At 47.1% G+C, this 23,544-nt stretch carries 18 protein-coding genes, 7 tRNA genes, 3 rRNA genes and 2 pseudogenes; 24 read left to right on the forward strand and 6 right to left on the reverse strand.

Going from position 1 to position 23,544, the window contains the following annotated elements; all coding sequences use genetic code 11:
* The 7 genes from BQ1619_RS08355 to priA all read left to right on the forward strand — a co-directional run bounded on the left by BQ1619_RS08355 (position 1) and on the right by priA (position 8,450).
* Positions 1-537: a F0F1 ATP synthase subunit delta gene (locus BQ1619_RS08355; RefSeq protein ID WP_114663423.1), complete on the forward strand. Its 537-nt coding sequence runs from the start codon at positions 1-3 to the stop codon at positions 535-537.
* 44 nt (positions 538-581) lie between these two features.
* Positions 582-2,123: a F0F1 ATP synthase subunit alpha gene (gene atpA / locus BQ1619_RS08360; protein ID WP_114663424.1), complete on the forward strand. Its 1,542-nt coding sequence runs from the start codon at positions 582-584 to the stop codon at positions 2,121-2,123.
* A gap of 15 nt (positions 2,124-2,138) precedes the next feature.
* Positions 2,139-3,008 (forward strand): F0F1 ATP synthase subunit gamma, encoded by an 870-nt coding sequence (gene atpG, locus BQ1619_RS08365; protein WP_114663425.1) that lies wholly within the window; start codon positions 2,139-2,141, stop codon positions 3,006-3,008.
* Between the two features lie 54 nt (positions 3,009-3,062).
* Positions 3,063-4,463 carry a F0F1 ATP synthase subunit beta gene (gene atpD / locus BQ1619_RS08370; protein WP_114663426.1) on the forward strand — a complete coding sequence of 467 codons (1,401 nt, stop codon included), beginning with the start codon at positions 3,063-3,065 and terminating at the stop codon, positions 4,461-4,463.
* A 21-nt stretch (positions 4,464-4,484) separates the two neighbouring features.
* Positions 4,485-4,901 carry a F0F1 ATP synthase subunit epsilon gene (locus BQ1619_RS08375; RefSeq protein ID WP_114663427.1) on the forward strand — a complete coding sequence of 139 codons (417 nt, stop codon included), beginning with the start codon at positions 4,485-4,487 and terminating at the stop codon, positions 4,899-4,901.
* Between the two features lie 9 nt (positions 4,902-4,910).
* Positions 4,911-6,029: a uroporphyrinogen decarboxylase gene (gene hemE / locus BQ1619_RS08380; RefSeq protein WP_114663428.1), complete on the forward strand. Its 1,119-nt coding sequence runs from the start codon at positions 4,911-4,913 to the stop codon at positions 6,027-6,029.
* Between the two features lie 264 nt (positions 6,030-6,293).
* Positions 6,294-8,450, forward strand: a complete 2,157-nt coding sequence (gene priA, locus BQ1619_RS08385; protein WP_231968610.1) for a replication restart helicase PriA — start codon at positions 6,294-6,296, stop codon at positions 8,448-8,450.
* 10 nt (positions 8,451-8,460) lie between these two features.
* On the opposite strand, the pseudogene gcvH reads toward priA, so the two are convergent.
* A pseudogene (gene gcvH, locus BQ1619_RS08390) lies at positions 8,461-8,872 on the reverse strand (glycine cleavage system protein GcvH).
* Between the two features lie 80 nt (positions 8,873-8,952).
* Here gcvH and BQ1619_RS08395 point away from each other — a divergent pair.
* A pseudogene (locus BQ1619_RS08395) lies at positions 8,953-9,592 on the forward strand (MBL fold metallo-hydrolase).
* A gap of 259 nt (positions 9,593-9,851) precedes the next feature.
* Here BQ1619_RS08395 and BQ1619_RS08400 read toward each other — a convergent pair.
* Positions 9,852-10,874 (reverse strand): fatty acid desaturase, encoded by a 1,023-nt coding sequence (locus BQ1619_RS08400; RefSeq protein WP_114663599.1) that lies wholly within the window; start codon positions 10,872-10,874, stop codon positions 9,852-9,854.
* A 190-nt stretch (positions 10,875-11,064) separates the two neighbouring features.
* Positions 11,065-11,140 (reverse strand) — tRNA-Arg (locus tag BQ1619_RS08405).
* Between the two features lie 101 nt (positions 11,141-11,241).
* Here BQ1619_RS08405 and BQ1619_RS08410 point away from each other — a divergent pair.
* Complete coding sequence (locus tag BQ1619_RS08410) at positions 11,242-11,766, forward strand: c-type cytochrome (RefSeq protein WP_231968612.1); 525 nt, start codon at positions 11,242-11,244, stop codon at positions 11,764-11,766.
* A gap of 10 nt (positions 11,767-11,776) precedes the next feature.
* Here BQ1619_RS08410 and rsmI read toward each other — a convergent pair whose 3' ends face one another.
* Positions 11,777-12,682: a 16S rRNA (cytidine(1402)-2'-O)-methyltransferase gene (gene rsmI / locus BQ1619_RS08415; RefSeq protein WP_114663430.1), complete on the reverse strand. Its 906-nt coding sequence runs from the start codon at positions 12,680-12,682 to the stop codon at positions 11,777-11,779.
* Between the two features lie 106 nt (positions 12,683-12,788).
* On the opposite strand from rsmI, the gene BQ1619_RS08420 reads away from it, so the two are divergent.
* From BQ1619_RS08420 to BQ1619_RS08430, 3 genes are read left to right on the forward strand one after another with little or no spacing between them, the layout of a single operon-like run.
* Positions 12,789-13,391, forward strand: a complete 603-nt coding sequence (locus tag BQ1619_RS08420) for a phosphoheptose isomerase (RefSeq protein ID WP_114663431.1) — start codon at positions 12,789-12,791, stop codon at positions 13,389-13,391.
* Between the two features lie 27 nt (positions 13,392-13,418).
* Positions 13,419-14,069, forward strand: coding sequence for a BON domain-containing protein (locus tag BQ1619_RS08425; RefSeq protein WP_114663432.1), 651 nt, complete (start codon positions 13,419-13,421; stop codon positions 14,067-14,069).
* A 38-nt stretch (positions 14,070-14,107) separates the two neighbouring features.
* Positions 14,108-14,434 carry a c-type cytochrome gene (locus tag BQ1619_RS08430; protein ID WP_197711923.1) on the forward strand — a complete coding sequence of 109 codons (327 nt, stop codon included), beginning with the start codon at positions 14,108-14,110 and terminating at the stop codon, positions 14,432-14,434.
* Between the two features lie 134 nt (positions 14,435-14,568).
* Here BQ1619_RS08430 and BQ1619_RS10110 read toward each other — a convergent pair whose 3' ends face one another.
* Entirely contained in the window at positions 14,569-14,793 is a 225-nt protein-coding gene (locus tag BQ1619_RS10110) for a GNAT family N-acetyltransferase (RefSeq protein ID WP_231968613.1), read from the reverse strand.
* Positions 14,730-15,107: a hypothetical protein gene (locus BQ1619_RS10115; RefSeq protein ID WP_231968614.1), complete on the reverse strand. Its 378-nt coding sequence runs from the start codon at positions 15,105-15,107 to the stop codon at positions 14,730-14,732. Before BQ1619_RS10115 ends, BQ1619_RS10110 begins: the two co-directional genes overlap by 64 nt.
* A gap of 451 nt (positions 15,108-15,558) precedes the next feature.
* Here BQ1619_RS10115 and BQ1619_RS08445 point away from each other — a divergent pair.
* From BQ1619_RS08445 to nusG, 12 genes are all read left to right on the forward strand, one after another.
* Positions 15,559-17,091 (forward strand): 16S ribosomal RNA (locus BQ1619_RS08445).
* A 59-nt stretch (positions 17,092-17,150) separates the two neighbouring features.
* A tRNA-Ile gene (locus tag BQ1619_RS08450) sits at positions 17,151-17,227 on the forward strand.
* Positions 17,228-17,257: 30 nt separating this feature from the next.
* Positions 17,258-17,333: transfer RNA gene (locus BQ1619_RS08455), tRNA-Ala, on the forward strand.
* A gap of 268 nt (positions 17,334-17,601) precedes the next feature.
* Positions 17,602-20,475: ribosomal RNA gene (locus BQ1619_RS08460) — 23S ribosomal RNA — on the forward strand.
* 105 nt (positions 20,476-20,580) lie between these two features.
* Positions 20,581-20,694 (forward strand): 5S ribosomal RNA (gene rrf, locus BQ1619_RS08465).
* The 16S, 23S and 5S rRNA genes sit together here with 5 tRNA genes alongside, the layout of an rRNA operon.
* Before the next feature lie 104 nt (positions 20,695-20,798).
* Positions 20,799-20,883: transfer RNA gene (locus BQ1619_RS08470), tRNA-Tyr, on the forward strand.
* 5 nt (positions 20,884-20,888) lie between these two features.
* Positions 20,889-20,962: transfer RNA gene (locus tag BQ1619_RS08475), tRNA-Gly, on the forward strand.
* A 21-nt stretch (positions 20,963-20,983) separates the two neighbouring features.
* Positions 20,984-21,058: transfer RNA gene (locus tag BQ1619_RS08480), tRNA-Thr, on the forward strand.
* Between the two features lie 55 nt (positions 21,059-21,113).
* Positions 21,114-22,304, forward strand: coding sequence for an elongation factor Tu (gene tuf, locus BQ1619_RS08485; protein WP_114663434.1), 1,191 nt, complete (start codon positions 21,114-21,116; stop codon positions 22,302-22,304).
* Positions 22,305-22,321: 17 nt separating this feature from the next.
* Positions 22,322-22,397 (forward strand) — tRNA-Trp (locus BQ1619_RS08490).
* Positions 22,398-22,417: 20 nt separating this feature from the next.
* Positions 22,418-22,795, forward strand: coding sequence for a preprotein translocase subunit SecE (secE, locus tag BQ1619_RS08495; RefSeq protein ID WP_114663435.1), 378 nt, complete (start codon positions 22,418-22,420; stop codon positions 22,793-22,795).
* Positions 22,796-22,802: 7 nt separating this feature from the next.
* The gene (gene nusG, locus BQ1619_RS08500) at positions 22,803-23,375 is read left to right on the forward strand and encodes a transcription termination/antitermination protein NusG (protein ID WP_114663436.1); all 573 of its coding nucleotides are present in this window, start codon (positions 22,803-22,805) and stop codon (positions 23,373-23,375) included.
* Positions 23,376-23,544 lie beyond the last annotated feature (169 nt).

Consider the following 23,544-nt stretch of genomic DNA (forward strand, 5'->3'; position numbering starts at 1 on the left):
ATGGCTGATTTAGCCACTATTGCACGTCCTTATGCTGAAGCGCTTTTCCAAAGCGCTAAGCCAGCTGAGCTTGCTGGTTGTTTGGAGCAGTTAAATGAATTGGCGCAGCTCGCTGCTATGCCAGAAATTGCTGCCCTTTCAAATGATCCAAAGGTTACCGCTGATGATTTAAGCAGGCTACTGTCTGGCATGGTGAAAACCAAGCTTGATCCGAAAGTAGCCAGCTTTTTAAATCTTGTGAATCAAAACCACCGCTTAGCAGCCGTTCCGGAAATTGCGCATCAATTTGAAGCAATGAAGAACAAGAGCGAAGGTGCAGCAGAAGTAAGAATTACCAGCGCATTCCCTTTAGAGGGTTCTGCGCTAACTGATTTGTTGTCAAGTTTGAAAAAGCGCTTTGGGGGTAAAGAATTGCGCCCAACTGTTCAAGTTGATCCAGCATTGATTGGCGGTGTCCGCGTTCAAGTTGGTGATGAAGTAATGGATAGTTCTGTGAAAGCACAGTTAGCTCAAATGCAAGCAAGTCTTGGCGCATAAGTTATCCCATTAAGAACATACGAAATAAGACCCAGGAGTAAGTAATGCAACTCAACCCTTCCGAGATCAGCGAACTGATCAAAAGCCGAATTAGCGAATTGGGCGTTGACTCCCAAGTTCGCAATGAAGGCACTGTAATTTCAGTGACTGACGGTATTTGCCGCGTACACGGTTTGTCTGGTGTGATGCAGGGCGAAATGTTGGGGTTTCCAAACAACACAATCGGCCTCGCACTAAACCTTGAGCGCGATTCTGTTGGTGCTGTTGTCTTGGGTGAGTACACCCACATTAAAGAAGGCGACCCTGTTAAATGTACCGGCCGCATTTTGGAAGTTCCAGTTGGCCCCGAGTTGCTCGGACGCGTGGTCAATGCGCTTGGTCAGCCGATTGATGGCAAGGGCCCAATTAATACAAAGTTAACGGACTTTATTGAAAAAGTTGCTCCAGGTGTTATTGCACGTCAGTCGGTTAGCCAGCCAGTTCAAACCGGCTTGAAGGCGATTGATGCGATGGTTCCAATTGGCCGCGGTCAGCGCGAATTGATCATTGGCGACCGTCAAACTGGTAAGACAGCGGTTGCGGTTGATGCGATCATTAACCAAAAAGGTAAAGGCGTTTATTGCGTTTACGTGGCGATCGGTCAAAAAGCCTCTACGATTGCGAACGTTGTTCGTAAGCTTACAGAAAACGGCGCAATGGATTACACCATTGTGGTTGCAGCAAGCGCTTCCGAGTCTGCAGCGATGCAGTACCTTTCTGCATACGCAGGCTGCACAATGGGCGAATACTTCCGTGATCGCGGTGAAGATGCATTGATTGTTTACGATGACTTGACTAAGCAAGCGGTTGCTTACCGTCAAATCTCCTTGTTGCTCCGCCGCCCACCAGGCCGCGAAGCTTATCCTGGCGACGTGTTTTACCTCCACTCACGCTTGCTCGAGCGCGCTGCTCGTGTAAATGCCGACTATGTTGAGAAGTTCACAAACGGCGCGGTTAAAGGTAAGACTGGCTCATTGACAGCATTGCCAATTATTGAGACTCAAGCAGGTGACGTTTCTGCATTCGTTCCAACCAACGTGATTTCGATTACTGATGGTCAGATCTTCTTGGAAACGGACTTGTTTAACGCCGGTATTCGTCCAGCGATTAACGCCGGTATTTCTGTTTCTCGTGTTGGTGGTGCAGCTCAAACCAAGGTAATTAAGAAGCTGTCCGGCGGTATTCGTACCGACTTGGCGCAGTATCGTGAATTGGCAGCGTTTGCGCAGTTCGCGTCTGACCTTGATGAGGCAACCCGTAAGCAGCTCGAGCGTGGTCGTCGTGTTACTGAATTGTGTAAGCAGGCGCAATATAAACCACTCCAAGTATGGGAAATGGCCGCTTCACTATACGCTGTTAACAATGGCTTCTTCGATGGCCTTGAAGTGAAAAATGTTTTGACGTTTGAAAAAGGCTTGCAAGATCACTTGAAATCAAAGTACGCTGATTTAGTTGGCCGCATTGAAGATACTAAAGATTTGAGCAAAGAAGACGAGGCCGCTTTGCGTGCTGCGATTGAGGACTACAAGCGTTCAGCAGCCTTCTAAGAACGCATAGAAATCATGGCCGGCACAAAAGAGATACGATCAAAGATCAAGAGCGTGCAAAACACGCGCAAGATCACGAAGGCAATGGAAATGGTCGCCGCATCCAAGATGCGGCGCGCCCAGGAGCGCATGCGTAATGCGCGCCCATATGCTGAAAAAATTCGTGAAATTGTTGCCAATCTTTCTAAAGCAAATCCTGAGTATCGCCCTGCCTACATGGCGACCCGGGATGTTAAGAAAGTTGGCACGATCTTGGTAACAACAGACAAAGGTCTTTGCGGCGGTTTGAATACCAACGTACTGCGTTTGATTGCTAACCAAGTGCGCGATTTGCAGGCAAAAAATATTGATATTGAGTACACCGCTATCGGTTCAAAAGGGTTGCAATTTTTGAATTGTTCAAAAGCAAAACTCATTTCTCAAACGATTCAGATTGGCGATACGCCACATTTGGATGTTTTGATTGGAGCAATTACTGCCCAATTAGAAGCGTTTGAAAGAGGTGAGATCGATGCTGTGTATTTGGCATATACCCGCTTTGTAAATGCAATGAAACAAGAGCCTGTATTAGAAAAGCTTTTGCCTTTGGAGCCAGCAGCATTGACTCCTGAGGACAAATCAGGTCCATCTTGGGATTACATTTACGAGCCAGACGCCGAGTCCATTTTGAATGGATTGTTAAAGCGTTACGTTGAAGCAATGATTTATCAAGCAGTTGCCGAAAACATGGCTTCTGAGCAGTCTGCTCGCATGGTCTCAATGAAGGCCGCGTCAGATAACGCGAAGAACGTGATTGGCGAGCTGCAATTGGATTACAACAAAACACGACAAGCTGCTATTACCAAAGAGTTGTCTGAAATTGTTGGTGGAGCGGCTGCGGTTTAAGCGGTCAGCATTTAGGAATACGAAAGAATTCAGGAATTAAAAGCGGAGAAAGCGATGAGTAACGGAAATATCGTGCAATGTATCGGTCCAGTGGTGGACATTCAGTTCCCACGCGACAAAATGCCAAACATTTTTGATGCGTTGACATTAGTTGAAAGCGGCGAAAAATCATTTGCTGAAAAAGGGTTGACCTTTGAAGTTCAGCAACAAATCGGCGACGGTGTAGTTCGCGCGATTGCGATGGGCGCGAGCGATGGTCTGCGTCGTGGCATGGAAGTGAAATCTACTGGTAAGCCAATTTCTGTTCCTGTGGGTCCAGCTACATTGGGCCGCATTATGGACGTTTTGGGTCGCCTAATTGATGACGCGGGTCCGGTTGCGACTGAAGAGCGTCGCGCAATTCACCAGCCAGCTCCTAAGTTTGACGAGCTCTCCCCTTCCGTTGATCTCTTAGAAACCGGTATTAAGGTTATTGACTTGGTTTGCCCGTTTGCTAAGGGCGGTAAGGTCGGCTTGTTCGGTGGGGCGGGTGTTGGTAAGACCGTGAACATGATGGAATTGATTAACAACATCGCTAAGCAACACTCTGGTTTGTCCGTGTTTGCTGGTGTGGGTGAGCGTACTCGTGAGGGTAACGACTTCTACCACGAGATGAAAGAATCTAACGTTATCGATAAAGTGGCGATGGTGTTTGGTCAGATGAACGAGCCTCCTGGAAACCGTCTGCGCGTTGCGTTGACGGGTTTGACAATGGCTGAAGCGTTCCGCGACGAAGGCCGTGATATCCTGTTCTTCGTTGACAATATTTACCGTTATATCTTGGCCGGTACCGAAGTTTCCGCGTTGCTAGGTCGTATGCCTTCTGCTGTGGGTTATCAACCCACATTGGCTGAAGAGATGGGTAAATTGCAAGAGCGTATTACCTCTACCAAGACTGGTTCTGTGACATCTATTCAGGCCGTTTATGTTCCTGCGGATGACTTGACCGATCCATCACCTGCAACAACCTTCTTGCACTTAGACTCCACTGTTGTGTTGTCACGCGATATTGCTGCTTTGGGTATCTACCCAGCGGTTGATCCATTGGATTCAACCAGCCGACAGCTTGACCCACAAGTGGTTGGTCAAGAGCACTATGAAGTGGCACGCTCAGTACAGATGATTTTGCAGCGCTACAAAGAATTGCGCGACATTATTGCAATTTTGGGCATGGACGAATTGTCTCCAGAAGACAAATTGGCTGTAGCCCGTGCTCGTAAAATCCAACGTTTCTTGTCCCAGCCTTTCCACGTTGCTGAGGTGTTTACTGGTTCACCAGGCAAATACGTTCCATTGAAAGAAACCATCCGTGGTTTCAAGATGATCGTTAGTGGTGAGTTGGATCACTTGCCTGAGCAAGCGTTTTACATGGTGGGCTCAATTGATGAAGCCATCGAGAAAGCGAAGAAGCTTTAATCGATTTCATCTAGGGAAATTATGTCAAGCATACATGTCGACGTAGTTAGTGCTGAGCAATCCATTTTCAGTGGAGAGGCGAAGTTTGTTGCCCTTCCTGGCGAAAGTGGTGAGCTCGGTATTTTGCGTGGCCACACCTCATTAATTACACGTATTCGTCCTGGTTCTGTTCGCATTGAAAAGGCGAACGGCGATGAGGAGTTTGTGTTTGTTGCTGGTGGCTACTTAGAGGTTCAGCCAGATCGCGTTACCGTTTTAGCAGACACAGCTATTCGTGGCCATGATTTGGATGAAGCAAAAGCAATAGAAGCAAAGAAACGCGCAGAAGAAGCGATGCAAAATCGTGGTACTGACTTTGACCTGGCGCTAGCTCAGTCCGAGTTTGCTATGGCTGCAGCTCAGCTTGCAGCAATTGCACGTCTCCGTCGTAAAAAGTAAACATCGGTCATCTCATTGCTGTTAAATGATCGGTTTTTAAAGGCCTGCCTGGGCGAAGCAGTTGATCAAACGCCGCTTTGGCTCATGCGCCAAGCCGGTCGATATCTCCCTGAATACAACGCTACGCGCGCTAAAGCAGGAAGTTTTCTTGGTCTCGCAAAAAATCCTGCATATGCCACTGAAGTAACGCTTCAGCCATTGGATCGATATCCATTGGATGCAGCCATTTTGTTTTCTGATATTTTGACCATCCCCGATGCAATGGGTTTGGGCTTGAAATTTACAGCTGGCGAAGGCCCTAGCTTTGATCACCCATTGCGCACTGAAGAAGCTGTTAAAAAATTGCGTGCAGCGGATATAAACGAGCTCAAATATGTATTTGATGCGGTATCCGAAATTCGTAAAGCATTAATACAAGACGGGAAGCAACGTGTGCCGTTGATAGGCTTCTCTGGAAGCCCGTGGACATTGGCGTGCTACATGATTGATGGTTCTAGTTCTGACGATTTTCGTCATGCTAAGACAATGATGTTTAGTCGCCCCGATCTTCTGCAACATATCTTAGATATTAATGCTCAATCTGTTGCTGCTTATCTAAACGAACAGGTGAGGGCTGGTGCTCAGGCGCTCATGATTTTTGATACTTGGGGTGGAATGCTTCCCGATGGTTGGTATCAAACGATGTCTCTTGCATCCATGCAAAAGGTGATTAGTTTGCTGCTAAGAGATTATGCCGGAAATAAAATTCCTGTGATTATGTTTACGAAGGGTGGCGCTATTTGGTTGAACGATATGGCACACGCTGCGGCAGATGTCATTGCATTGGATTGGACGATGTCGCTCAGTCGCGCTCGCAAACAATTGCTCGGGTTAAATAAGCCTCTAGCATTGCAAGGCAATTTAGACCCGCTCATCTTGTTTTCAAAACCTGCAGATATTGCAAAACAAGCCAGCGCCGTACTAGATGATCTGGCTAGCGCCCCAACCCTAAAGCCTGGCTTACACCCGCTTGATGGGCATGTATTTAATTTGGGCCACGGCATTTCTCAATTTACCCCGTCAGAAAGCGTTTCTGCTTTAGCCGAAACGGTGATTTCTCGCTCCAGGGCTATTAGATCAAAGCAGTAAAATTGAGTGACTGCTAACTAAGGCTTAATATTGGTTAGAAAAGTTATGCACAGCTTTCGCAAAAAATCAGAATTCAGTGAGGTTCCGTTAAAAGATGAACTTTAACTTTCGGAAGATTATATAAACTACTGATTTATATAGATATTTTATAAATATTGCTCAAAAATAGTGCCGAACTAGTTTGCTGGTAAATTAGCTTATAAATCAGAGTTCTTGGGTGATATCCACAGACTTATCCACAAGCAAAATAGAAAAAAGACGCAGATGATGTCTCCGCCAATCGTGGTTCAGGTAGTCGTAGATAAGCCTCTTGCCCAGGGGTTTGACTATGTATGGGATGCTGAAAAATTGGGTTCAGACCCAGAAATTGGTCAGTTAGTAGAGGTTCCGTTTGGGCGCTCTAAGCTAGTCGGTCTCATAATTAAAGTAAGCACTCACTCTGTTTATGAAATAGATAAATTAAGGAACGTATTGCAAATTGCTCCTTTGCCTCCACTAGATGGGTCAATACTTCGGCTGACGAATTTTGCGAGTCAATACTACATTCATGGACTTGGTGAAACCGTTATCCCTGCTATACCGCAAATGTGGAAAAAGCCATCCAACTGGAAAAAGATTGATGAACAGCAACATTTGCCAGAGGAAAAAAGGGGGAAGCAAAAAAAATCTACAGAACTAGTAGATGTTGATGGGTTCATTCAAGAAGAGCAATTAAATGAAGCTCAAAAGAAAGCGTTAAAGCAACTTTGTATAGGTGGCGCTCAACAGAAATTTTCCGTCAGCCTACTTCATGGGCAAACGGGTAGTGGAAAAACAGCAGTCTTTTTAAATTGGTTGCAATCAATTCTTCGGGATGAAAATTCTCAAGCACTTATCTTGGTTCCAGAAATTAATCTGACACCACAATTAGAGCGAAGAGTGCGTGCCTATTTTCCAAACAAAAGGATGGTTGTCCTGCATAGTGGCGTTAGCGAAAAGAAGCGGGGCATTGCTTGGCAAGAGGCAGTGATTGGAAAAGCGCAAATTGTTTTAGGAACACGATTGGCAGCGTTAACTCCGATGCCGAATTTGCGTGCCATCGTAGTGGATGAAGAGCATGATGCTTCGTATAAACAACAAGATGGCATTCGCTATTCAGCGCGTGATCTTGCTGTATGGCGTGCACACGATACCAAAATTCCAATCTTGCTTTCATCAGCGACACCATCTCTTGAAACCTGGATGGCCGCGAAGGCTGGCCGATACCAATCTTTGCGCTTGGATCAACGCGCTCAGGGTGCGAGTTTGCCCAAAGTACACTTGGTTAACACACGTGATCCACAAAATCAATTTAGCCCTGGCGACCTGGATAAGCCGCCGAAACTTTCTTTAAGTAAGCCGCTGGTTAGGGCCATTAATACAAGTCTTCAGAGTCAAAAGCAATGCTTGGTACTGATTAATCGTCGAGGGTATTCGCCAGTGCTTAGCTGCAGTGCTTGTTCGTGGCTGTCAAAGTGCCCGCAATGTAGCTCATATACCGTTATGCATAAAGCTGGAGCGTTAGGCCGAAACCCTACTTTGAGTTGCCATCATTGTGGATTAGTAAAACCAGTTCCCACCCACTGCCCTGATTGTGGAAATGCAGATTTGAAGGGGCTTGGTCAAGGCACCCAAAAACTAGAGGACTCAGTTGAGCAAGCATGGCCCAATGCAAGGGTATTGCGGATAGATACAGATTCTTCGCGGAAGGGCAAAGGGGCAGAGCCTCTCTTTCAGGAGATTCATGAAGGCAATGTTGATATTGTGGTTGGCACCCAAATGATTGCTAAGGGACACGATTTTCAGAACATTGGCATGGTTGCGGTTTTGGATGCGGATAGCCGACTTTTTTCACAAGACTTTCGAGCCGCTGAACGGTTGTTCGCCCAATTAGTCCAGGTTGCCGGTCGAGCTGGCCGCAATGGTAAAGAGGGTGAACGGGGCGGCGAGATTTACATCGAAACGCAGTTTCCGGAGTCAGCAGTTTATCAATACTTGCTGCGTCACGATGTCGATGGTTTTTTGTCGCATATTGCTGTTGACCGCGAGGAGGCTAAGTTGCCCCCATTCTCTTACCAGGGCTTGGTTTACGCAGAAGCAAAAAGCCTTGAAAAGGCAATTGGGTTTTTGATCTCCTTAAAAAGGCGAGTAATGGCTCGAGGCCATATGGGACAAGGCGTTCGGGTTTATGACCCGGTGCCGAGGAGCATGGTGAAGGTGGCTGGTGTGGCGCGCGCTCAATTGGTGGTCGAGTCGGATGATCGCAAGCAATTACAGGAAGTTTTAGATGCAATCAATCTCGATTTGCGCGAAATTTCTCAAGGGCGCATTAGCAAAGGGGGCAAAGATAGCAAAGAGGGTCAGGTTCGCTGGTTGATTGAGCGCGACCCTATTTCGATCTGATGATTGGGTCTTAAGCCCCTAAGCCAGAGCTATATTTTTCTAAACTCAATAATTGATCAAGTTCAGTCGCTAGGCTATCTTTTGAATCGGGCTTGATTTTAAATAGCCAAACCGAATAAGGCCTTTCATTCACCAATTCAGGTGAGGCATCTACTTCTGAATTGAGTTCAACGATCTCGCCACTAATGGGCGCATGAATATCGCTCGCAGCCTTCACGGATTCAATGACTGCAACAGCTTCGCCCCGCTTCACTTGCTGACCAAGCTTTGGCGCCTGAAAGAACATGACATCACCCAACGCTTCTTGCGCATGATTGCTGATTGCCAACCCATACAAGCCCATCTTCTTCTAGGTCGGCCCATTCGTGCGTATCGGCAAATTTAAATGTATCTTGGCTGTTCGTTGTTTTATCCTTTAACATATTCTATGCTCTGAGTTCGATTTTTGATGCTGGAGCATTATTCTTTTATCTGCTTTGTATATTCATATTTGTCTATGCCAATTAAATTAGGAATCGTTCCAGTTACACCGTTCGAGCAAAACCGCTCTACTTTGGTTTGCCAGGAAACTGGGGATGCCGCTGTGGTGGATCCAGTAGGCGATATCGACAAAATCTTGGCGGGTGTTCAGCAAATGGGCGGTAATGTTAAAAAGGTGTTGCTAATCCATGGACATTTAGACCATTGCGCAGTGGCCAAAGATTTAGCGGACCAACTGAAAGTTCCAATCGAAGGGCCACAAGAAGACGAGCGATTTTGGGTTGATCAACTACCAGAGCAAACTGTACGTTTTGGTTTTGGACATGCCAAGGCATTTGAGCCAAATCGTTGGTTCAAGGATGGGGACCATGTTTAAGTTGGCAACGTTGATTTTGAAGTATTTCATTGCCCCGGCCATACGCCAGGGCATGTTGTCTTCTATGACAAAGATGATCGTTTAGCCATTGTTGGCGATGTATTGTTTGCCGGGTCGATTGGTAGAACCGATCTTCCGCGCGGCAATCTTGCTGATTTAATTAACGCTATTCGAACTAAGTTTTGGCCGCTTGGTGACGATGTGCTAATTTGTTCCAGGACATGGGCCGATGTCAACGTTCGGTCAGGAACGCCAAACCAATCCCTATGTTGGAGACGGCGCTTAAAAGAATGAGGCCGGGGTGATTAGGTTTTTGCAGCACCAGTGCGGTGCGTACGGTTGTATAAACAGCTAGCGCAAACCCAGCGTTGTTTACGATTGCTTGTAGGAATCCATGTGCCTCCCTCAAGTCGTTTTTCGCGGCCGCACGAAGAGCAAAATTTAAGGCTCTGAGATGAATCTTGGGTAGCTGCTGGGGTCGAGGTAGTCATAGTCAATCCGGGTAAGGCAAATCTTTGATCAGAAGTGCTATTTTACCCGTTTTGTCATGCCGGTACCGGGGTTAATACAACTCGGACGGAATCCGCTGTTTTATTCCCATCAAAGTCCAACCAAGCTTTATTTTCAAAGTCGTAAAGCTTGCACTTGCGAGCGGTATCAAAATACCAACCCCAAGAGAACTTTTGAATGAAGATGCGCTCTGGGAGTATGGTTTCCAGGGTTTTTTGAGCCTCTGGGAGTCGATACAGGGGAACGCTCATGTCAACGTGATGGGCGGTGTGCTCCATGATGTGGTGCATTAACGAACCCCAGATCCAATTAAAGGTGAGATGAACGGTCGTTGAAACAAAAGGCTGGGCGCGAAGCCACTCAGACTTCTTATCGTACCAAGAGACCGATGGATGTGTATGGTGAACATAAACCACAAACCCAATCATCCCATTCCAAAACAAGAATGGAACGGCAAAACCAGTGATTAACCCGATCCAAATAGATTGTCCAGTGGCAATTGCACCAGCAATCAGGCAGCCAATCCAAACGATAGCAAACGCCGTCGCGAGCAAATTGTCTTTGAGGAAAATTGGACGATCACCAGGCTTATTTTGCGCATTTGGGAAGTACTCGCGTCTCCACCAAATTTCGATGAGGTAGTAAAAAACGGAGCCCCAACCACTACGGTAGAGGCGCTCTAGAGCCTTACGAAATGGGGGTAGAGCGTCATACTCCGCTTTTGATAATGGCGCCCATACGAAGTCAAAGCCCTTCAAATTGGTTTGTCCGTGATGAACTACATTGTGACCAACATCCCACAAGCTGTATGGAGTGAGAGAGGGCAAGAAAGCAATACGACCTAAAACTTTATTCAGTTCACGATTGGGTGTAAAACTTTGATGACAGGCGTCATGCCCCAGTATAAAAATACGACCCGTTACAAAACCAGCCACTACGCCAAAAATTACCTTGAGCAGAATATTTTCTACAAATACGGTTCCAGCAATACAACCCAGCCATAAAAAAGCATCGATGAGCAGCAACAGGATCGCACGACCAGTTTCTCCTTGAGCCATCGGAATGAGCCAGCTTCGAATAATTTTTCGATGCGGCAATGGAGCCTCTGGGGGCAACGGGTTAGTTAGAGAGGGTTCTGAAAGGGCTGAATTTAGATGTGTAGACACGATAAGAATCAATAAGTTAGAAACAAATGATAGTGGATTTCATGATTTTTCGCATGATGTAAGTCAAAAACCCCTCCCGTTTTGGCGCGCCCGGCAGGAATCGAACCTGCGACCCTTGGCTTCGGAGGCCAATACTCTGTCCACTGAGCTACGGGCGCTATGAAAACTGGTAAACACCCTATTGTAAGTGCCTATACCCCTACTCTCTAGTTATAGTCACCGCAAAACAACCCTAAAATCCGTCAAACGATAAATTCATATGAGCAACGAGCACGGAAACCTGATTAAGCCCCCAAAACAACCCATCATCATGGTGTTTGCAAGCTTTTTTGTGCCCTTGATCATTATTTTGTTATTGATGGTATTTGTGAACAATGGCAAGCGCGGCGATTCTTCAACAACAACCGAACAACTTATTAAGCCTATGGCCCAGTTAAATTTCAAAGGTACCGCTAGCAGTCCGCGCGAACCTCAAACTGGCGAGCAGGTTTATAAAGCCGTTTGTGTTTCATGCCATGCAACGGGTGCAGCTGGTGCGCCTAAATTTGGTGATGCGGGCGCTTGGGCCTCTCGCCTAGGTAAGGGCTACGATGGCTTGTTGACCTCTGTTCTTAAAGGTAAGGGCGCCATGCCTGCACGTGGTGGTTCGAATCCTGCCGATATTAGTGATTATGAATTGGGTCGCGCCGTTGTGTACTTGGCAAACTCGCTGGTGGCAAGCTACCAGAGCCTAAGGCACCCGAAGCAAAGGGATCGTTTTGCGTTGATTAAAAAAGCTGGCTAAATACCAGCTTTTATCTTTCTTGCTGAGCTGCTTTGGCATCCAGAGCAACTTGATAGGCATCCTTTTTTGCTATCCCCAATGCTTCTGACAGAACTGCTGCAATCTCCTTACTTCCTAGGAAAGGGTTCAATGCATTCGCCCAAACCATTATGGATTCATGCTCTATAGCCTCGTGGGTATTGGCTTGGCGACCGCCAACTAGAACAATAAATTCTCCCTTAAGTGCCTCCGCATTTTGAACCCATGCTGGAATTTGATGCGCAGATAGCGAAACGAGCTGCTCAAATTTTTTGGTGAGCTCGCGACAAATAAAAACCCTTCTATCGTGTTCTAAAGCTGTAGATAGTAATAACAATGAATCACGAATATTATGTGGAGACTCAAAAAAGACGCTTGTTTTTTTGTTAAAGCAAATGTCTTTTAAGAAGGCATCACGATCTTTCGTTTTGTGTGGCCAAAATCCTAAAAATTGAAATTGCCCATCTGAGTTTTGCATGACAGAGCCCGCCGCGGAGATTGCGCAAGATGCTGCGCTAGCGCCAGGTATGGGGATCACTCTCAATCCCGCCTTTTGGACTTCATCAACTAATCGTGCGCCGGGATCCGAAATACCTGGGGTGCCAGCATCAGATATGTAAGCCCAACGCTCGTTCTTATTCAAATGCCCAATAACGGTTTGTGCACCACTAAGCTCATTATGGGCATGCAATGCTAAACATTTTTTATGTATACCGAATTGCTGTAATAAAGTCGCACTATGGCGCGTATCTTCGCAAGCAATACCATCGACCGCATTAAGAACATGTAATGCTCGCAAGGTGATATCACCCAAATTGCCTATGGGCGTGGCAACCATATACAAGGCCCCAGCAGGCAAGTCTTGCTGATTTAAAAAATCCAACGAACTCGGTTCCATGGGAGTATTGTCTGCTGAAGATGAATGAATAAGCAAGAGAATACGTTGCTTTTGAGTTAAGCTGTTTGTATCAGAATTTAGAGGTGCTTTAGCGCATAATATTGCTATGGAAAAAGATACGGTTGAGCGTTTGCGCAAGCGCGCTTCCCAACATTTTTTAGACAGCATTGCTGTAAAACAAGAGGCAGAAAAAGTGCTTCCAGACTATGTGGCTCGCGGTGTTCTTGCCGTGGTCAATTGTTTGCAATCCGGCGGCAAAGTAATGGCCTGTGGAAATGGCGGCTCTGCTGCTGACGCGCAACATTTCGCTGCCGAGCTGATTGGCCGCTTTGAGCGTGAACGCCAGGAGCTTGCCGCTATTGCATTGACTACAGACAGTTCTATTTTGACTGCAGTTGGCAATGATTACAGCTACGACGATGTGTTTTATAAACAGGTGCGCGGCCTTGGAAAAAAAGGCGACATTCTTTTGGGTATATCGACGTCTGGTAATTCAAAGAACGTTATTAAAGCGATTGAAGCCGCAAAAAAGATGGGCATCAAAATTATTGCACTCACTGGTAATGGTGGCGGAAAGATTGCTGGCTTGCTTGATCAAGACGATATTCATTTATGCGCTCCTTCGAATCGTACGGCACGTATTCAAGAAACCCATTTAGTGCTATTGCACGGTTTGTGTGATGGCGTTGACCACATGTTGCTTGATTAAATTAACAAACCCTATAAAGATATACACATGCGAATTCAATTTTTTATTAAGCCCATCATCGCGTTAATGATTGCTACACAGTTAGCTGCATGTGGAGTGATTGCTGTTGGTGGCGTTGCTGCAGGCGCAAGCATCTTGGCTGATAGACGCACGCCAGGAGTGCAGGCAATTGATAATGGTATTGAGATGGAAGCAAACGCCGCCCTTTCGAAGAAGTTTGGCGATAACGCACACATTAACGTTACAGCGTTTAACCAAAAAGTGTTATTGACTGGCGAGGTAAAAGATGCTGATATCAAGGGAGAAGCGGGCGCATATGTAAAAGCAATGAAGAATGCGCGTACTGTTTTTAATGAGTTAGTTATTGGCCCCAATAGCTCATACACCGCACGCGCCAATGATTCTTATCTTGAGTCCAAGATAAAAACGCAAATGATTTTTACAGATAAGTTGCCATCAAATTCGATGTCTATTGTTGCAGAGGGAACAAGTGTTTATTTGATGGGTATCTTGACGCAGAACGAAGCGGATCTTGCAAAGAAGATTTCGAGCAATACTAATGGAGTGAAAGACGTATATGTCTACTTCGATATTATTTCTGATCAAGAAAAAATTCGTTTAGAAAAAGAAGGTAAGGCAGATCAATCTCAGCCAAACACGCCCCCCAAACTTCAATAGTATTTGTTCAGCGGCATATGCGTAAACAACGAGTAGTTATGAAGACATTTTTATTTTTATGTCTACTTGCTGCTTCTATTAAGGTTGCTACAGCGAACAATGAAAACCAGAAGGCGTATGCAATTGCGAAGCAAAATGCGTGCTTAGGTTGTCATGCGATTGATAAGAAAATTGTTGGGCCGAGCTTTCAGGCCGTCGCGCAAAATTACAAGGGCGATTCAAGTGCGCAAGCGTTTATACAAAACAAAATTATTAACGGCGGCTCTGGTTCGTGGGGCGTAGTTCCCATGCCAGCCAATACAAAGCTAAGCGCACCCGATGTATCGTTGTTGAGCGCTTGGATATTGCGCGGGGCACCACAGTAACGAAATTAAATTCGTGATGTAGTTAGCGTGCGTGGTTTGGCTTGCCTAAAAACCACCACCAAGCCTGATTGGCAAACTTGAAATACTCTTTCATGGCGTAATCAAAATCAGCCCATTGTTCATTTGCAACTTCGTCAACAATCGTTGCAGGATTTGCTGGGGGGTCTCAAATAGGCATCCGCATCCCCGTATGCAAATTCAACCGTCATGCCTGCCTTTTGGGCTAAGTGCATCATGGCTTTATTGTTTGCTAAGCAATGGACATACAGTATTTGAATGTTGTTGCGTGAGTGAACTACGGAGCGTTGTAATAAAGCGCTTCCAAGTCCCTGGGCGCGGCCCTCGGGCAATACTGACACTCCGAACTCTGCTGACCGTGTTGACCTTTAATTGCTGGCAAATACGCTAAATGGGCCAGTCCAATAAGCTTTAAATCGGTATCGAAAACACCAAAAACCGCATCTTGATCGAAGTCGATGCCATCTACGTAGTGATGAATCACCTCATCAGGGGTTTGTGTGCCAAACCGAAGGCGACGATCTTTGTCTGCCAATTGCAGGAGATGACCAAAGATCTGTGGCCGATGCTCGGCATGAAGTTCGCGCACAGGCACAACCTGCCCTGCCATTGCTGGCTGAGAAGGTAAGTGGTTGCTTGCTAATAAATTGTGCATAGCAATATTTTAACAGTTTTCTAAGAAAAATACAGGGTTTTCCCTAGCATGTGGGTTATATGCAAATTTCCCATCAAAAATGCAGGTTTATTGGGTAACGCTACCCCAAAAACTGCCAAAAATCGAAACTTGTTAAAATCAGAAAATTGTTCGCTTAAAAATCGAAACTTGTCAAAATCAGAAAATTCTTCGCTTTTTTTAAGAAAAATCGTGCAATAGGTGTTGACAACCATATGCGGGTATGTGATCATCTCCTTCATTCGCTGAATATTTTTGAAAACGATTCAGCCCTCTTTAAAAATTCGTCAATCGATAATTGTGGGTACTAAGTAAAAGCATCCAGTCCTTCGGGACAGATGTAAATAAATAGTACTCATAGACAGTAAAGATTTGGTTTTTTACCAAGTCGATTTCTTGAATGAGTGCGACGTCCGCAAGGATCACAGGAATTGAACTGAAGAGTTTGATCCTGGCTCAGATTGAACGCTGGCGGCATGCCTTACACATGCAAGTCGAACGGCAGCACGGGTGCTTGCACCTGGTGGCGAGTGGCGAACGGGTGAGTAATACATCGGAACGTACCTTATCGTGGGGGATAACGCAGCGAAAGCTGTGCTACTACCGCATACGCCCTGAGGGGGAAAGCGGGGGATCGCAAGACCTCGCGCGATTAGAGCGGCTGATGCCTGATTAGCTAGTTGGTGGGGTAAAAGCCCACCAAGGCGACGATCAGTAGCTGGTCTGAGAGGACGATCAGCCACACTGGGACTGAGACACGGCCCAGACTCCTACGGGAGGCAGCAGTGGGGAATTTTGGACAATGGGGGCAACCCTGATCCAGCAATGCCGCGTGAGTGAAGAAGGCCTTCGGGTTGTAAAGCTCTTTTGTCAGGGAAGAAACACCGGCTCTAACACAGTTCGGGAATGACGGTACCTGAAGAATAAGCACCGGCTAACTACGTGCCAGCAGCCGCGGTAATACGTAGGGTGCGAGCGTTAATCGGAATTACTGGGCGTAAAGCGTGCGCAGGCGGTTATACAAGACAGGCGTGAAATCCCCGGGCTTAACCTGGGAATGGCGCCTGTGACTGTATAGCTAGAGTGTGTCAGAGGGGGGTAGAATTCCACGTGTAGCAGTGAAATGCGTAGATATGTGGAGGAATACCAATGGCGAAGGCAGTCCCCTGGGATAACACTGACGCTCATGCACGAAAGCGTGGGGAGCAAACAGGATTAGATACCCTGGTAGTCCACGCCCTAAACGATGCTGACTAGTTATTCGGGATTTACATCCTGAGTAACGTAGCTAACGCGTAAAGTCAGCCGCCTGGGGAGTACGGTCGCAAGATTAAAACTCAAAGGAATTGACGGGGACCCGCACAAGCGGTGGATGATGTGGATTAATTCGATGCAACGCGAAAAACCTTACCTACCCTTGACATGTCACTAACGAAGTAGAGGTACATTAGGTGCTCGTAAGAGAAGGTGAACACAGGTGCTGCATGGCTGTCGTCAGCTCGTGTCGTGAGATGTTGGGTTAAGTCCCGCAACGAGCGCAACCCTTGTCTTTAGTTGCTACGCAAGAGCACTCTAAAGAGACTGCCGGTGACAAACCGGAGGAAGGTGGGGATGACGTCAAGTCCTCATGGCCCTTATGGGTAGGGCTTCACACGTCATACAATGGTGCATACAGAGGGTTGCCAACCCGCGAGGGGGAGCTAATCTCAGAAAATGCATCGTAGTCCGGATCGTAGTCTGCAACTCGACTACGTGAAGCTGGAATCGCTAGTAATCGCGGATCAGAATGTCGCGGTGAATACGTTCCCGGGTCTTGTACACACCGCCCGTCATACCATGGGAGTGGGTTTTGCCAGAAGCCGTTAGCCTAACCGCAAGGGGGGCGACTGCCACGGCAGGGTTCATGACTGGGGTAAAGTCGTAACAAGGTAGCCGTATCGGAAGGTGCGGCTGGATCACCTCCTTTCTAGAGACAGGATGCTGGAGCTATAGTACCCACGCTTATCGGTTGACAATAAAAGCCATGGGTCTGTAGCTCAGCTGGTTAGAGCACTGTGTTGATAACGCAGGGGTCGTAGGTTCAAGTCCTACCAGACCCACCAATCAGTAGCGATATGGTCTTAGTGGGCGTTGGGGGATTAGCTCAGCTGGGAGAGCACCTGCTTTGCAAGCAGGGGGTCGTCGGTTCGATCCCGTCATCCTCCACCAACTCTCAAATGTCAAAACTAAGCGATTAGTTAATTGTCTAGTTTTGCCATTTATGGCTGTTCTTTAAAAATTTGAGTAAGCAAAGGTTAAACACATCTTTGAGAGTGTGTTTATCAAAGTAATAAGGGTAAAGATTGAATCATCAATCAAGTAATATCAAACGAGTTTTACAAAGTTCTTAACAAGTACTTACAGTTTGGATTACGGCAAACATGTCAGAAGTAGAAGTAAAACCTGTAACAGGTACTAGCAATGGTGCTCGTTATAGGATCAAGCGAATAAGTGCGCATGATGGATGCCTTGGCGATTACAGGCGAAGAAAGACGTTATAACCTGCGATAAGCCCCGGGGAGCTGGTAAATAAGCTTTGATCCGGGGATTTCTGAATGGGGAAACCCACCACTTTTGTGGTATCCATACCTGAATACATAGGGTATGAGAAGCGAACCTCGTGAACTGAAACATCTAAGTAGCGAGAGGAAAAGACATCAACCGAGATTCCCAAAGTAGTGGCGAGCGAAATGGGAAGAGCCTATCTAGTGATAGCTCAGTAATTAACAGAATGGAATGGAAAGTCCAACAGTAAAGGGTGATAGTCCCGTATGTGAAAATTATTGAGTGGTGCTAGGCTAGAGACAAGTAGGGCGGGACACGTGAAATCCTGTCTGAATATGGGGGGACCATCCTCCAAGGCTAAATACTCGTAATCGACCGATAGTGAACAAGTACCGTGAGGGAAAGGCGAAAAGAACCCCGGGAGGGGAGTGAAATAGATCCTGAAATTGTGTGCATACAAACAGTAGGAGCCTCGTAAGGGGTGACTGCGTACCTTTTGTATAATGGGTCAGCGACTTACATTCAGTAGCAAGCTTAACCGAATAGGGAAGGCGTAGCGAAAGCGAGTCCGAATAGGGCGCTAGTTGCTGGGTGTAGACCCGAAACCAGTTGATCTATCCATGGCCAGGTTGAAGGTGCGGTAACACGTACTGGAGGACCGAACCCACTAACGTTGAAAAGTTAGGGGATGAGCTGTGGATAGGGGTGAAAGGCTAAACAAAACTGGAAATAGCTGGTTCTCTCCGAAAACTATTTAGGTAGAGCCTCGTGTATCACCATAGGGGGTAGAGCGCTGTCATGGTAGTGGGGTCCATTGCGGATTACTGCGCCATAGCAAACTCCGAATACCTACGAGTGCGAGCACGGGAGACAGACATCGGGTGCTAACGTCCGATGTCAAGAGGGAAACAACCCAGACCGCCAGCTAAGGTCCCTAATATATGCTAAGTGGGAAACGAAGTGGGAAAGCTAAAACAGTCAGGAGGTTGGCTTAGAAGCAGCCATCCTTTAAAGAAAGCGTAATAGCTCACTGATCGAGTCGTCCTGCGCGGAAGATGTAACGGGGCTAAGCATAAACCGAAGCTGCGGATCACAGCTATGTGATGGTAGGAGAGCGTTCTGTAAGCCTGTGAAGGTGTCTTGTAAAGGATGCTGGAGGTATCAGAAGTGCGAATGCTGACATGAGTAGCGATAAAGGGGGTGAAAAGCCCCCTCGCCGTAAGCCCAAGGTTTCCTGTTCAACGTTCATCGGAACAGGGTGAGTCGGCCCCTAAGGTGAGGCAGAGATGCGTAGCTGATGGGAACAAGGTTAATATTCCTTGACCATTGTTAGATGCGATGGGGGGACGGATCGCGGAAAGTTGTCCGGGTGTTGGATGTCCCGGTTCTTGCGTTGGAGATGGCTATTAGGTAAATCCGGTAGCGTAATCCAAGGGCGTGAGACGAGCGAATTTATTCGCGAAGCAATTGGAAGTGGTTCCAAGAAAAGCCTCTAAGCTTCAGTCTAACAAGACCGTACCGCAAACCGACACAGGTGGGCGAGATGAGTATTCTAAGGCGCTTGAGAGAACTTAGGAGAAGGAACTCGGCAAATTTGTACCGTAACTTCGGGATAAGGTACGCCCTGGTAGTTTGAACCTGAACAAGGGGAGGACGAAAGGGTTGCAATAAAAAGGTGGCTGCGTCTGTTTAATAAAAACACAGCACTCTGCAAACACGAAAGTGGACGTATAGGGTGTGACGCCTGCCCGGTGCTGGAAGATTAAATGATGGGGTGCAAGCTCTTGATTGAAGTCCCAGTAAACGGCGGCCGTAACTATAACGGTCCTAAGGTAGCGAAATTCCTTGTCGGGTAAGTTCCGACCTGCACGAATGGCGTAACGATGGCCACACTGTCTCCTCCTGAGACTCAGCGAAGTTGAAATGTTTGTGATGATGCAATCTACCCGTGGCTAGACGGAAAGACCCCATGAACCTTTACTGTAGCTTTGCATTGGACTTTGAACCGGTCTGTGTAGGATAGGTGGGAGGCGTTGATAGCAGGATGCTAGTTCTGCTGGAGCCAACCTTGAAATACCACCCTGATTTGTTTGAGGTTCTAACCTTGGCCCGTTATCCGGGCCGGGAACAGTGCATGGTAGGCAGTTTGACTGGGGCGGTCTCCTCCCAAAGTGTAACGGAGGAGTACGAAGGTACGCTTGGTACGGTCGGACATCGTACCTAAAGTGCAATGGCAAAAGCGTGCTTAACTGCGAGACCGACAAGTCGAGCAGGTGCGAAAGCAGGTCATAGTGATCCGGTGGTTCTGTATGGAAGGGCCATCGCTCAACGGATAAAAGGTACTCTGGGGATAACAGGCTGATACCGCCCAAGAGTTCATATCGACGGCGGTGTTTGGCACCTCGATGTCGGCTCATCTCATCCTGGGGCTGTAGCCGGTCCCAAGGGTATGGCTGTTCGCCATTTAAAGAGGTACGTGAGCTGGGTTTAAAACGTCGTGAGACAGTTTGGTCCCTATCTGCCATGGGCGTTGGAAATTTGACGGGGGCTGCTCCTAGTACGAGAGGACCGGAGTGGACGTACCGCTGGTGTACCTGTTGTTTCGCCAGAAACATCGCAGGGTAGCTATGTACGGAAGAGATAACCGCTGAAAGCATCTAAGCGGGAAACTTGCCTGAAGATGAGATCTCCCGTAGGTTTAACCTACATAAAGGGTCGTTGAAGACCACAACGTTAATAGGTCGGGTGTGGAAGCGCAGTAATGCGTTAAGCTAACCGATACTAATTGCCCGTTAGGCTTGATCCTATAACCAGCACTATTGTAGTGGATGTTTGCCAGATTTAATCTGCATCCTTATTACATGCTTACTCAAATAGAGTTGTTGAAACATCAGCAACTCAACCCTCTACGCCCGGTGACCATAGCGAGTTGGAACCACTCCTTCCCATCCCGAACAGGACAGTGAAACGATTCTACGCCGATGATAGTGCGGAATACCCGTGTGAAAGTAGGTAACTGCCGGGCACCAATGCGACGCCCAGACCTTTTAGGTCTGGGCGTTTTTTACTCGTGCAAAGCGTTTGAGAGATTGACAGAAACTCCATTTGGAGTCAGAATGTTAGGCTCGCGGAGGGGTGTCCGAGCGGCTAAAGGAGGCAGACTGTAAATCTGTTGGCTACGCCTACGTAGGTTCGAATCCTACCCCCTCCACCAGATGTGCGGGATTAGTTTAATGGTAAAACAGCAGATTTCCAATCTTCGGTCAAGAGTTCGATTCTCTTATCCCGCTCCAGTATTAGTAGCAAATAGATAGGCCCATGTGGCTCAGTGGTAGAGCACTCCCTTGGTAAGGGAGAGGTCGGCAGTTCGATCCTGCCCATGGGCACCAGGCTTAGTTTTATTAATTTGGGTATTTTGTAAGAGTTAACTAAAGGCAGACAAAAATGGCAAAAGAAAAGTTCGAGCGGACAAAACCGCACGTAAACGTAGGCACCATCGGTCACGTTGACCACGGTAAAACGACTTTGACAGCAGCAATCGCAACCGTGCTCTCAAAGGCATTCGGCGGCGAAGCAAAAGCATACGATCAGATTGATGCGGCTCCAGAAGAAAAAGCCCGTGGTATTACGATTAATACAGCACACGTTGAGTACGAGACAGCGAACCGTCACTATGCTCACGTTGACTGCCCAGGACACGCTGACTATGTGAAGAACATGATTACCGGTGCTGCGCAGATGGACGGCGCGATCTTAGTTTGCTCTGCTGCAGACGGCCCAATGCCACAAACTCGTGAGCACATCCTCTTGGCACGTCAGGTTGGCGTTCCTTACATCGTGGTGTTCCTCAACAAGTGCGACATGGTTGACGATGCTGAACTCTTAGAGCTCGTTGAAATGGAAGTGCGTGAACTCCTGTCTAAGTATGACTTCCCAGGCGATGACACACCGATCATCCAAGGTTCTGCGAAGTTGGCTCTAGAAGGCGACGAAGGCAAATTGGGTAAAGAAGCCATCATGAAATTGGCTGAAGCATTAGACACTTACATCCCAACTCCAGAGCGTGCTGTTGACGGTGCGTTCTTGATGCCAGTAGAAGACGTGTTCTCGATCTCCGGTCGCGGTACGGTAGTAACCGGTCGTATTGAGCGCGGCATCATCAAGGTAGGTGAAGAGATTGAAATCGTTGGTATCAAGCCAACCCTCAAGACCACTTGTACTGGTGTTGAAATGTTCCGCAAATTGCTCGACCAAGGTCAAGCAGGCGATAACGTCGGTATCTTGTTGCGCGGTACAAAACGTGAAGAAGTTGAGCGTGGCCAAGTATTGGCTAAGCCTGGTTCTATCACTCCACACGCCCACTTTACCGCTGAGGTTTACATCTTGGGTAAAGATGAAGGTGGTCGTCACACTCCATTCTTTAACAACTATCGTCCACAGTTCTACTTCCGTACCACGGACGTAACGGGCTCGATTGAGTTGCCAAAAGACAAAGAGATGGTGATGCCTGGCGATAACGTCACGATTACCGTCAAACTCATCGCGCCAATCGCGATGGAAGAAGGCTTGCGTTTTGCGATCCGTGAAGGTGGCCGTACTGTTGGCGCTGGCGTGGTTGCCAAGATTTTGGCTTAAGAAGTATTTAGAAATAAAGGGGTGTAGCTCAATTGGCAGAGCGTTGGTCTCCAAAACCAAAGGTTGGGGGTTCGATGCCCTCCGCCCCTGCCATGATTTGAACTGAAAGCAATATGTCTCAACAAACTGCAAGTCAATCTGAAGAAAAAAGCAGCTGGGTCTCGGGCCTCGCTGCTTTAATCGTCGTTGCTGCGTTGGTGCTCTACTACACGCTCATCGACCAATCTTTGTTAGTGCGCTTGGCAGTATTGTTTGGCGGTATTGGAGCAGCAGTTTTAATTGTGGCGACTTCTCCAGATGGGCGTCGTTTTATCGCCTACGCAAAAGATTCTTGGTATGAAGTAAAAAAGGTTGTTTGGCCGACTCGAAAAGAGACGACTCAAATGACTCTAGTCGTATTTGGCTTTGTTCTGATCATGTCCTTGCTTTTGTGGATTGCAGACAAATTGATTGAATGGCTAGTTTTTTCAGTCTTTTTAGGCTGGAAGTGAGCAAATAATGATTGATTCTGAAGTAGTGGCAAACCCACAAGCTACCGGCACTATGCGCTGGTATGTTATCCATGCCTATTCTGGCATGGAAAAAAGCGTGAAAAAAGGGCTTGAGGAGCGCATTGCTCGCTCTGGCATGCCTGAAAAATTCGGCCGTATTCTGGTTCCCTCTGAAGAAGTTGTCGAGATCAAATCTGGAGCAAAATCAGTTACTGAACGTCGTTTCTTCCCGGGATATGTCCTTATCGAGATGGAAATGACCGACGAAAGCTGGCATTTGGTGAAAAATACGCCAAAAGTGACTGGTTTTGTAGGCGGTGTTCGTAACCGCCCAAGCCCGATTTCGACAGCAGAAGTGACCAAAATCATGGATCAAATGCAGGCTGGCGTCGATAAACCCAAGCCTAAGACCTTATTTGAGGTTGGTGAAATGGTTCGCGTGAAAGAAGGCCCGTTTACCGATTTCAACGGAAACGTTGAAGAAGTCAACTATGAGAAGTCCAGATTGCGCGTTTCTGTTACAATCTTCGGTCGCGGAACACCGGTCGAGCTGGAGTTCGGCCAAGTAGAAAAGATGTAAAAACAAGGACTTAGTCCGGTTTTGCAGTGCAGTAGTTTGAAGTACAGAAGTGCTAAGTTGGTTATTGAGTTTTGGTAATTAACCGAGGAGCGGATCTAGTAAGCAAAAAACTAATGAAGCGTTTACTCAACGGCGGTCTTTCTGAATAAAGTAAGGCGCGCTTTAAGGA

The organism is Polynucleobacter necessarius, from assembly GCF_900095195.1.
GTDB lineage: Bacteria > Pseudomonadota > Gammaproteobacteria > Burkholderiales > Burkholderiaceae > Polynucleobacter > Polynucleobacter necessarius_G.

Bases quoted from the DNA above. Each gene is read 5' to 3' on its own strand.
- BQ1619_RS08425 (WP_114663432.1), top strand. From the start codon at position 13,419: ATGCGAATTCAATTTTTTATTAAGCCCATCATCGCGTTAATGATTGCT.
- BQ1619_RS08375 (WP_114663427.1), top strand. From the start codon at position 4,485: ATGTCAAGCATACATGTCGACGTAGTTAGTGCTGAGCAATCCATTTTC.
- BQ1619_RS10115 (WP_231968614.1), bottom strand. From the start codon at position 15,107: ATGCACAATTTATTAGCAAGCAACCACTTACCTTCTCAGCCAGCAATG.
- atpG (WP_114663425.1), top strand. From the start codon at position 2,139: ATGGCCGGCACAAAAGAGATACGATCAAAGATCAAGAGCGTGCAAAAC.
- rsmI (WP_114663430.1), bottom strand. From the start codon at position 12,682: ATGGAACCGAGTTCGTTGGATTTTTTAAATCAGCAAGACTTGCCTGCT.
- BQ1619_RS08410 (WP_231968612.1), top strand. From the start codon at position 11,242: ATGAGCAACGAGCACGGAAACCTGATTAAGCCCCCAAAACAACCCATC.
- BQ1619_RS08430 (WP_197711923.1), top strand. From the start codon at position 14,108: ATGAAGACATTTTTATTTTTATGTCTACTTGCTGCTTCTATTAAGGTT.
- atpA (WP_114663424.1), top strand. From the start codon at position 582: ATGCAACTCAACCCTTCCGAGATCAGCGAACTGATCAAAAGCCGAATT.
- priA (WP_231968610.1), top strand. From the start codon at position 6,294: ATGATGTCTCCGCCAATCGTGGTTCAGGTAGTCGTAGATAAGCCTCTT.
- tuf (WP_114663434.1), top strand. From the start codon at position 21,114: ATGGCAAAAGAAAAGTTCGAGCGGACAAAACCGCACGTAAACGTAGGC.
- atpD (WP_114663426.1), top strand. From the start codon at position 3,063: ATGAGTAACGGAAATATCGTGCAATGTATCGGTCCAGTGGTGGACATT.
- BQ1619_RS08400 (WP_114663599.1), bottom strand. From the start codon at position 10,874: ATGGCTCAAGGAGAAACTGGTCGTGCGATCCTGTTGCTGCTCATCGAT.
- BQ1619_RS08420 (WP_114663431.1), top strand. From the start codon at position 12,789: ATGGAAAAAGATACGGTTGAGCGTTTGCGCAAGCGCGCTTCCCAACAT.
- nusG (WP_114663436.1), top strand. From the start codon at position 22,803: ATGATTGATTCTGAAGTAGTGGCAAACCCACAAGCTACCGGCACTATG.
- BQ1619_RS08355 (WP_114663423.1), top strand. From the start codon at position 1: ATGGCTGATTTAGCCACTATTGCACGTCCTTATGCTGAAGCGCTTTTC.
- secE (WP_114663435.1), top strand. From the start codon at position 22,418: ATGTCTCAACAAACTGCAAGTCAATCTGAAGAAAAAAGCAGCTGGGTC.